Below are 9,986 nucleotides of genomic sequence, written 5' to 3'. Positions count from 1 at the left end.
TGCCAGGTCACCATCGCCGGTGCAGTCGATAAATAACTTTCCTTTCCAAGCTTCGCGCCCCGATTTCGACTCGGTGAAAACGTGGGTCAGGCGACCCTTTTCCTGGGCAGCACTCACTACCCTGGTGAAGAAAAGGACATCGACTTTGGCTTCTGCGCAGAGTTCTTCGAGTAGCAACTTCATGTCTTCGGCATCGAAAGAAAACGTGCTACCGGAGGGAATCGTGGCTGCATTGGGCTTGGATTGCAGCTTTTGCATGATTTCTTGCATGAGCCCCGGCTTGTTCTTGTTGTCGAGAATCCAGGTTAGGTACCCCGCCGTCCACACGCCGCCCAAACAGCCGTGCGTTTCGATCAACAGGGTTTTCGCCCCAGTACGCCCCGCCTCGATTGCCGCAGAAACCCCCGCCGGACCCGCGCCCGTCACAATTACATCGTACTCGCCGATTACCGAAATATCTCTCGCTGCTTCCCGCAATGTGTCGACTTTCAGCGAGCGAAAGTTTGTCGGCTTGGGCCAGTGAGCGGTGAGCAGTAGTGCTAAGCTTCCTGATTTCAGAAAATTTCTCCGTTCCATGATGCAATGCGTTTTTTATGAAAATTATTTCTTGGCCCAAAACACCTTGGTGCGTGGCTCGAAGGTAGAATTATTGTCGATGTCGGTTGGCGTCTTGGAATTCCGTGTCAACTCCGATATGGGGTACGGAATGCGGTTGGCCCTTCCCGTCGGGTCGGTCACTTTTAGCAACGCCGTCCGCCGGACATCGTTATAGGCTTCCAGGGGCTGGTATTGATAAAAGTAAATGTACTTCTGAAAAATGATGTCCTGCAAGCTGAGTTTCTCGGCTCCCGGCAAAACTTTTTCCGACTGCAGGTACGTATTGATCTGGGCGGCACTAAGCTTTACCGCCGGATTGAAATCGCCCGCGTGGCTTAACGCCAACGAAACAGCGGTTCGATAAACCTCATAGGCTTTGGCCGGATTGTTCAGGCGAAGGCTGGCTTCGGCTTCGATGAACTTTAACTCGGTAAAAGTCAAAAGGGGCAGGGGAGCTTTGAAAAACTTGAGAATTTCGGGTTTAGAAAAGAAAGCGCCATCCAGCCGGGGTTCCCCGAAGTCGGGCCGGGCGGTGCCATTGGGAGCAGCCAATAGTTGCCCTTTTACTTTGGTAAACCAGATGTTGGCCCGAGGGTCTTCGTCCACTTTTCCCGATGGCGTGAAACTTACCATGGTGCTAAAAATACCATTGCCAACTGCTGACTGCGGCTGGCCGTTTTGTGCAACTGAGAAGGGATTGCCGTTGGTGTTCAACTCGCTAAACCTGTTGAATACAAAGCCTTCGGCGTCGCTACTGAACGATTTGGCAATGGCCGCCAAGGCATTATTGGCCGAACCAGCCGGATCGAGGTTACTCAGCCGATTGTACAGCCGGGCTTTGAGCCCGTAGGCAGTTTTTATCCAAAGGCTTTTATTTCCCCCAAAAATCAGATCGTCGGTTCTCGGCGCCAACGGCCCCGAATCCTTTTCGAGGTTGGCAATGGCCTCATCAAGTATTTTCTGGATTTCGGGGTAAAGGGTTTCTGACTTATCGAAGGCGGGATTGACGATATCGCTCCGTAGCGCCTCCGAATAGGGAATGTCTCCGAACCAGTCGGTTAGGGCCGCCAAGTTGAAAGCCCGCAGCACGTCGGCGATACCCGCGTAGGTAGGCGCATTGCTTTCGAGGGCATTTTGTTTCAAGATTGCTAAGTCGTTCAATGCCTGGTAGCCCTGCTCCCAGGCTTGTGCGCCCATGCCCTGCACCCCCAGAAGTACGTTATTGCCCAGCACGAATGTGTTTTGCTCTGACAGATAATAGGTGTTTATAGCGGTACTACCGCCCGCTATTTCAACCACATAGCTCACCATTACCTGCGGGAGCAGGGTTTTGAGGGGCGCGCTGTTGATCTGATTGGGATTGGTATCAATGTCGTTCATGATTTCCTCCGAGCAGGAACTGAACGTGACGATGAAAACAAGAAGGAGTAGTTTGATATTTTTCATTTTCAGGAGTTTTTTAAATTTTAATTCTGAGTCCGAAACCGTAGCTCTTGGTCTGGGGTATTTGCGAAACCTCGACACCCTGAGAATTACCACTCGAATAGGGGCCTTCGGTCATGTTCACTTCGGGATCGGTGAATGCCCTGGTGATTAGGAAAAGATTGCGCCCATTAAAAAAAACAGAGGCGGTGCCGATTTTTAGGCTCGACAGCCACTTTTTGGGCAAATCGTAGGTTAGCCCCACTTCCCTTAGGCGGACAAACGAAGCGTCGGAAAGGGCAATTTCCTGAATCTGCCAGGTGATGTCGTAATAACGGCGGTCGCGGTTGATTTGGATGTCGTTATCGCCCAGTATCTCAAGCTGCCCGTTGGTGATGGTTCCCTTCTTTCCTTCCGGCACAAACTGGGTTTCGCGATCCCGCGTCTCCCCCGCTAGGCCGCGCCGCAGCGATTCGTTGAGCGAGTGGTTGTAAATCAGTCCCCCGCTGCGCCAATCTAGCTGCGCGGAAAGCGTCAGACCTTTGTAAGAAATCCGGTTGATGAAATTCATCTCAAAGTCGGGCGTCGGCGTCCCGAGGACTTTTTGCGTATTGTTGATCAGTGGTAGGCCGTAATCGGTGCGTGACTGATTGCCTTGATAAACCACCTGCCCGGTCGCCGGATCACGGACGTAGGAGGTACCTACGAAGCTGGGGTAGATATTACCTGTTTCCGCGGCCAGCGTAATGGTACTCGAACCGATTACCACCCGTTGCGTCCCGCCATAAAGTTCCAGCACCCGGCTGGCATATTTCGTAAAGTTGGTGTTGAATTCCCAGCGGAAGTCGCGCGTTTGGACGGGAATCAGTGTCAAAACCAGTTCATGTCCCTTGCTATTAAGCCTTCCGCCGTTCCTGACCTCGTTGGTGGCCCCGGTCGTGATCGGGACAGGTACGTTGAAAATTTGCCCGTCGGAATTACTGTTGAAATACGTGTAATCCAGACTGATACGGTCGTTCAGGAAACGGATATCGGCCCCCACTTCCAAGGTGCGGGTGTTTTCAGGAACGAGGTCAGGGCTTATGCGTGTACCGCTTTGGGCATAGCTAGCCAGGCCCAAGTAGGGAAACACAAAGCTGCCTGGGTTGTTGGCAACAAATCCCCTGCCATTGACGTACAAAGGTCCGGCTTGCCCGACTTCAGCCACGGTGGCTCGTAATTTGGCAAAGGAAAAAATTTGCTTACTGGCGGGTATCAGCTCGGTTATGATGGCACTCGCACCCAACGATGGGTAAAAAAAAGAGCGGTTTCCGGTCGGCATATTCGATACAATATCGTTGCGGCCCGAGGCATTGAGGTAAATTCTATCTTTCCAACCAATATTCACGTTGCCGTAGAAGCCGACATTGCGCTGATTTCGGATGCTGTTGCTGCCAGTGATGAGGGTAGCGTTGGCCAGATTGGGCCAATTGCCAACTGAAAGATTATTGCCATTGGTAGTGACGAATTCGTTTTTCGTATCGAAAATTTCATTACCCGCGACCACATCCAACGACCATGCTTCTTTTAACTGCTTGTTGTAGGTCAGGAAAAGATTGGAATTCAACTGATTGGAAAACTGGTTGCCCACGATGATACTCCCCCCGCTGGGTGGATTGGTGCGCCCCTGTTGCGCGTATCCCAATTCGCGATACGTGGTGCCATTGGTCGTAAAATGGTCCACCCCGATTCGGTAGTTTAAGGCCAAACCGTCGCTGATTTTGTAATTCAGCAAGATGTTCCCGAGCGTGCGCTTGGTTTTTTCGTTACGGAAAGCGTTGTTAATGACCCAGTAGGGGTTGTTCTGAGAAACCCGATAGAATATTTGCCGATAAGGATCATCAGCGGCAGCAAAGGGCTTTGCGGCCAAATTGTAGGAGGGAGGGGTTTCGGTAAGACCCCGAAATATGTTGTTGTTGCCTGATTCCTCCGGAAAGTCGTTGACGCTGAGATCGGAAAAATTGAAGGACACGGCAGAAGTAAGATTTTTGAGCAAGTTGAATGTGCCGTTGAACTTGACGTTATTACGGGTCATGGACGAATTGGGAACGACACCCTTCTGGTCACTCCGCCCCACCCCAATCATGTAATTACCGAATGCCCCCGAATTAGAGAAAGCTAGGTTAGAGCTCATGGTGCTGCCGTTTTTGTAAAAAGCTTTGTCATTGTCATACACGGCGGGTTGTTCCTGTTCCCCTAGCTGATTGGTGTAGGCAGACATGGTGCTAATTCTCGGCCCCCAGGTAAAAATAGAATTTGGGTTGAACACGCCGTTCTCGCCCTGGGCGAATTCCATCTGCAAATCGGGCAGGAAGCTCACCTGGTCGATGCTGAACTGGCTGTCAAATGTGACCGTCGGCTTTCCCTGCGCCCCCGAGCCATTCTTAGTCGTGATTACAATCACGCCATTCGAAGCCCGCAAGCCGTAAAGTGCCGAGGCCGCCGGGCCTTTCAGCACGTTCATAGACTCGATGTCGCTGGGGTTTATATCCAGAATGCGATCGCCACCCGAAACGGGCAGGCCGTCGATCACGTATAGCGGCGCGTTGTTGCCCGTCAGAGAGCGGCTGCCCCGTATGCGTATGCCGGGCGACTTGCCGGGCATTCCGCTATTTAGGCTTACCGTTACGCCAGCTACTTTGCCTTGCAAGCCGTTCAGCACGTTCGGGTTTCCTACCGCCGAAATTTCCTTTCCTGAAATCTGTTGGGTGGCGTAGGTGAGGGATTTTTGGTCTTTTTTAATGCCAAAAGCCGTGACGACTACCTCATCCAAAAGCTTGGTATCGACCTGGAGGCTGACGTCGATTCTGGACTTGCTCCCTACTTCCACTTCCTGCACCAAGTACCCCACGAAGGAAAAAACCAGGGTGGCCGAGCCATCAGGAACGGCTATATCGTAAGTACCATCTGACATCGTGGTGGTACCTCTGGAAGTACCTTTTACCAAAATACTCACACCCGGGAGACCTGCGCCGCTTTCATCAGTTACGGTACCCGTTATTTGGCGGTCGAGTGGCAGCACCGTTGGGAGCGAAACGGGGGGAGAGAGAGGAGGCGCGTAGGCCGTTGACAACCTGCTCAGCACAATTTCTTTGCCAATTACCTTATACTTCAACCGCAGCGGCGTTAGCAATTTTTCCAGCACTTCACCCAAACGTTCGTTGGTAGCCGAAAGTGTCACGCTAGGCTCATTCTCGATGAGCCGGGGCCGATACGTAAAGCGCACTTTGGTTTTTTGCTCGATATCCGAAAGCACTGACTTGACGTCGAGGTTTACCGCAGTCAGACTAATTTTCTGGTTCAGCAACTCCTGCGCCGAAGCATCACGGGCCTGGGTAAGTCCGGCAAAAATCACCGCAAGGCAGAGCTGAACGAGCGAGATTTTCATAAGCAGGAACAGTTTTCCTTGTTTTTGTAAGGGTTTTTTCATTGTTTGAAAAGTTTTTGGGTTTGAAAGATCACAGAAACACCCCTCGTTACCGCTGCAAACGGTAGGTGCAAGCACCAGGCGAGGAATCTTTTGCCGGGCCGACGACGCTGCAAACGCCGTCGGCCTTTTTCGTTTGGAGGTGTTGTTACATAAGCGTTATTTAGTGATGAGTGATGAGTAAGCCTTTCTGAAACCAGCATTTCACTTTGTGCCTTTGTGTCGTAGCGACGAATCGCTTTGTGCCTTTGTCCCTTTTTTAATTACACCCTCTTCCGCTTACCACCACCTGCGCGTCCACTATTTTATAGGTAGCACCGATGCCTTCACAGATGACGGCCAACTTGTCGAATAGCGTCTCGGCGGAGAGGGAAGTCGTTAGGTGGCAGTTGGCCATGACTTCTTCGTCAAAAACAATTTCCACACCATAGGCTTTTTCGAGCGCGGCAAAAATGCGGCTGACCGGAGCGTCGTCAAAAGCGTACTGTTGTAGTTCCTCTTGGGTGAGAAGAACGGTTGGTTTTTCAATGAGTGTCCGATTAAAACGTTCCTCGGCGCGAGCAAATTTCACTTCTTGATTGGGCGTCAGCAGCATCCCCGCCGTTTCGGGGTCGGCACTTTCGGGCGACTTTTTTGGATACACCGACACCCGTCCGGTTTTTACCGACACGACAATGTTCTTGTCTTTCTCAAAAGCCTGAATACGAAAACTGGTACCCAAAACCTTCGTAACCAATTCATTAGAATAAACCAAAAAAGGTTTGTCGGGATTTTTGGTCACGTCGAAAAAGGCCGCACCCGTAAGATACACTTCCCGATTTGTGCCCTCAAAACTTTTAGCAAAACTCACCCGGCTATCTTTTTCGAGCGTGATCGTGCTGCCGTCGGGCAGGCTAACCAACTGTGGTTGGGTAGTTGTATTTATTACTTCTTCCAGCGGCTGAATAGCCTCGGCTTCTTCAACGAGTGCCTGGTAGGTTTCGGGCCTGCCGGAACTCGGGGAGCCAATAAAATACCAACCCGCGCCCAGCGTCAGCACCACCGCTGCCGCTGCCGCCCAGCGTTGCCAGCCGTTGGGCAAGAAACCGATTCGGCGAATAGGTGCAGTGTCCAGACTTTCCTCGATGGCCTCCCAGATTTGTTTGGCGTCATTGGGATCGGCAGAAATCGCCCTCCCTTCCTCGGTCAACAGCCGAACCGTCTGCCGGGCTTGCTGCAAAGCGGGTTGCTGGTGGGGAAATACTTCCAGAAACTCCTGCCAAAATTGATTGGAGAGCGGCGTAGGCCGACGCACCCATTCGATGAAATCGGCATCGGCTACGAAGTCGGCGGTCTGGTAAGAGGCGTATTTTTGAAACACAGTACAAATCGTTCTTGCCCCCTAAATCGGGAGAAAGTCGTTTTGTACTGTTTTATATGAAAAAAAGTTAAAGTTTTTTGAAAAACTCGACCAATAGGAAGCAAATGAAGAAACCATCACCAAAAAAATCACGCAAACGACCGATGGCCTGATGCAGCAAATTGCGCACCGATTGGTTGTTGATTTCCAAGAGTTTGGCGATTTCCTCCGCGTTGAAATCGTGGTAGTAACGGAGTTGAATCACTTCCTGCTGCCGCTTGGGCAGGCGGTCGATGGCAGCGCGTAGTGTTTCGGCTTGTTCGTGCTGTGTTTCTTGAACAATCCAGACGTTTTCTACTGATAATTCCACCAAAATATCCTCAGCTGCTAGTTGCAGATCGGTCGCTAATGGGGAAATTTTACCAGCGTTGCGGATAATGCGGTTGCGCAGCGAGCGGTACAGATAAAACTTGATCGAATCGGTGGGGGAGAGGTTTTCACGCTGCGTCCAAAGGTGCAAAAACAAGTCGTGAATGCTGTCGCGGATGAGCTGGTGGTCGTTCGTAATGCGATGGCCGTATGAAAGCAATTCCTGAATGTGCTGGTCGTAGATATGACCGAAGGCCGTGCGGTCGCCCGCCCGAAAGGCGGCCCAGCGTTTGGTGTCTTCCGATTGAGGGCGGTAAGATTTTAAGGGTACAGCAGACAAAGTCAGTGTTGATTGATACTAAATGTACTAATCAAAAGTAAAATATTCATGTGTTTACAAAAGGAGACTACCTAATTTTCTACCTACATTAGGCACCTAACGTCACATTTTTCACCAAATTGAAAGCCCTCTAAGCTTCAAATGCATTTACGGTATTATAGTGAAATGTATGCAAAGCCATAATCCAACTTACGGGTGCAATATCTTAGCAGAATTTCTTATTCTATCGTCAGACAGGGCTGACGGTGTATTCTTCTGTTGTCTTCATAATTCGATACTCAAGGCCTTGGAACTAGCATATTCTTTGTTCTTACAACCTATCGAACCACTCAGCCGAAATAGAATTATTCAGGCCTATTTCGCAATTTTAAAGTTTTTGTACCCGGAGACCTACGACACCCTTCCAGTACTAAAAATCATTCAAGATAATTGGCGTGTAAAAAGAAGCCACGCCCCAAAAAATTCGGAGGCACGGCTTAGGGCGGCCAAAGAGTGATTAGTTGGAGTTTCACTTTTCCATTCGGTGTGCTTTCAGCAATTGATCGGGTTTATAGATTGCCTTTTTGTAAGAATCAAGGTCGCTTATTTCAACGTCAGTTTGCTTTTTAATTTTTTCCAGCAAATTCCCAAAAGTACCCTGACCAAAAGCGATGATGCTGTCGCCACGCAGGGAAGGCAGAAGTTGCATAGTACTTTCGGATTCAGCGATCGCCCGATGGTTTTCCAGCAAATCGGCCAGGTCGTCCGACGTGCAGAGTAGTTCTACTTTGAATTTCTGTAAAATGGCTTGGGCGGCATATTCCTTGGTCGCCAGCATCGCGGTGGCTTTTTCCCAGATTTCCGTGGAGTTGTTTTCATCCAGAATTTCTTCTATTCCAAAAATGGTTTGCAACTCCATGCACGACCAATGGAAGAGCGGATTGCCGAGGGTCTTTTTTAGGCATCTAGCCCAAGCTTTAAATTTGTCAAAGTCGTCGGCGTCGCCCGTGATGAGCCGCTCCGGCACACCGTAAATGCGCATGGCGCGGTGCTTGTACAGGTCGCCCAAAACCCAGGCTTCCTGAATATTGCCAACTTGCTGCTTGTCCGCCCCCGCGAGATTTCTGATTTGCCCCTGGATTACGTCTCGCCGGGTACGGGCGTCACGCGGGCGCAACTGGCCAACGAGAAGGAATACAGGCCGGCCGCCAAGGCACTCAACGAACTGTGCGAGATTTTGGGACGCTTTATCGACCCCGATAATCCCGCTGACTGTTTCTTCATTGTTGGATACGGCACGGAGGAAGCTAAGATACCTTTCCTCCGCGAATTGTTTAACGAAGGCTCCCTGCGCTACGAAGACTACTTTCATACCGGCAGCATGGATGTTAAGGTTCTGGCCACGCAGCACCTCTGGACCCGGCGGGGAGAGTTCAGTGATTTCTCTCTTAGAGAAGTCTACCAGGCCCTGGGCGGCAACCGCTCCGCAAAAAAAGGGTCATCAGGGGACGATCAGCAGGGACCATCGACGGGCGTGGAGATTGGCCGGCAGGTTTATAAGCACATCACAAGTAATAACATCCTTTAATAGGGAAGCACATTGTTAGCAGACCGAAGATGAGGATTTCAAACTCGGCGGCCACCCCTTTCCCAGATTTGAGAAAGGGGTAGCTGATACATTATGGGCGGTCGCTGCCTTCTATACGCCGTGTATAGGATATCACCTATTGAATATCAAAGAATTATAGAAAGGTAACCACACTTGGGTAGGGTCAGGCGCTATCGGCTACTGGGAGAGTTGGTGAACTGCGGAGGTAAAACCGCAGTTAGCAGCCGATTTTCGCAGTGTTTTTGCTTTGAAGAGCCAAAACAGCCTGAAAAGCATAAAATTTGATTGCTTTTTAGGCCAATTAAACAGAAGAGTCATTTGCTTTCTTCAATGGTCGCCAAAAGCAAACATTCCTTCCTAAATATTTGTCTTATAGATAATTGATATTTGCACCTGGCGGATACTCCCAGAATTTGCTAGCTACACCTTAAGGATCCTGCACTCAATCCTACCGACAACAAGGGCAAATACTCCCTTCTATGAAGGCAAAATTGCCTATATTTGTCCTGACACATTATAAGCAACCAAAATGAAACGAGTAGTATCATCCGCCAGCCCATTCCTCAATGATGTACCGGGCTACATCAACGATAGCGAAATCCTGAACTTTCTCTACACCAGAGAAGTGAACTGGCAGCATGTCAATGCCATTAAGACACTGACCGATTTTAACGACGGTGTCATCTCCGACTGGCTTAACGTGAGTGTCAAAACGTTTCGCGAATACAAGAAGCCCCCCACTACCTTCAAAGAAAATGTGAAGGAGCAGGTCCTGCTCCTGCTGTCCCTCATCAAACACGGCATCGACGTATTTGGCTCGGTCAACGAATTTGACCAGTGGTTGAATCGAAAGAACTTCTATTTC

8 protein-coding genes are annotated in these 9,986 nt (G+C 50.2%); 2 read left to right on the top strand and 6 right to left on the bottom strand.

All coding sequences use genetic code 11. From position 1 onward, the window contains the following. From ACEW8P_RS18890 to ACEW8P_RS18865, 6 genes are all read right to left on the bottom strand, one after another. On the bottom strand, positions 1-576 hold a 576-nt coding region (locus ACEW8P_RS18890), incomplete at its 3' end, for an FAD-dependent oxidoreductase (RefSeq protein WP_373514634.1). 24 nt (positions 577-600) lie between these two features. After that, complete coding sequence (locus tag ACEW8P_RS18885) at positions 601-2,043, bottom strand: SusD/RagB family nutrient-binding outer membrane lipoprotein (protein ID WP_373514633.1); 1,443 nt, start codon at positions 2,041-2,043, stop codon at positions 601-603. 13 nt (positions 2,044-2,056) lie between these two features. Next, entirely contained in the window at positions 2,057-5,488 is a 3,432-nt protein-coding gene (locus ACEW8P_RS18880) for a SusC/RagA family TonB-linked outer membrane protein (protein ID WP_373514632.1), read from the bottom strand. Positions 5,489-5,744: 256 nt separating this feature from the next. Beyond that, positions 5,745-6,845, bottom strand: a complete 1,101-nt coding sequence (locus ACEW8P_RS18875) for a FecR family protein (RefSeq protein WP_373514631.1) — start codon at positions 6,843-6,845, stop codon at positions 5,745-5,747. Positions 6,846-6,912: 67 nt separating this feature from the next. Beyond that, a complete protein-coding gene (locus ACEW8P_RS18870) occupies positions 6,913-7,533 on the bottom strand; it encodes an RNA polymerase sigma factor (protein WP_373514630.1) in 621 nt (206 codons plus the stop codon). A gap of 508 nt (positions 7,534-8,041) precedes the next feature. Then, positions 8,042-8,581, bottom strand: a complete 540-nt coding sequence (locus ACEW8P_RS18865; RefSeq protein ID WP_373514629.1) for a glucuronate isomerase — start codon at positions 8,579-8,581, stop codon at positions 8,042-8,044. Here ACEW8P_RS18865 and ACEW8P_RS18860 point away from each other — a divergent pair. Further along, a complete protein-coding gene (locus ACEW8P_RS18860; protein ID WP_373514628.1) occupies positions 8,561-9,100 on the top strand; it encodes a hypothetical protein in 540 nt (179 codons plus the stop codon). The genes ACEW8P_RS18865 and ACEW8P_RS18860 overlap by 21 nt on opposite strands. A 550-nt stretch (positions 9,101-9,650) precedes the next feature. After that, positions 9,651-9,986, top strand: a 336-nt coding sequence (locus ACEW8P_RS18855; RefSeq protein ID WP_373514627.1) for a DUF2384 domain-containing protein, incomplete at its 3' end; no start/stop codon positions are given.

It is taken from the genome of Persicitalea sp. (assembly GCF_041751555.1).
In the GTDB taxonomy this organism is placed as follows: Bacteria; Bacteroidota; Bacteroidia; order Cytophagales; family Spirosomataceae; genus Persicitalea.
Note: the sequence above shows the minus strand (reverse complement) of the source record. Positions and strands in the feature narration are given on the sequence as shown.

Bases quoted from the DNA above. Each gene is read 5' to 3' on its own strand.
- ACEW8P_RS18885 (WP_373514633.1), bottom strand. From the start codon at position 2,043: ATGAAAAATATCAAACTACTCCTTCTTGTTTTCATCGTCACGTTCAGT.
- ACEW8P_RS18880 (WP_373514632.1), bottom strand. From the start codon at position 5,488: ATGAAAAAACCCTTACAAAAACAAGGAAAACTGTTCCTGCTTATGAAA.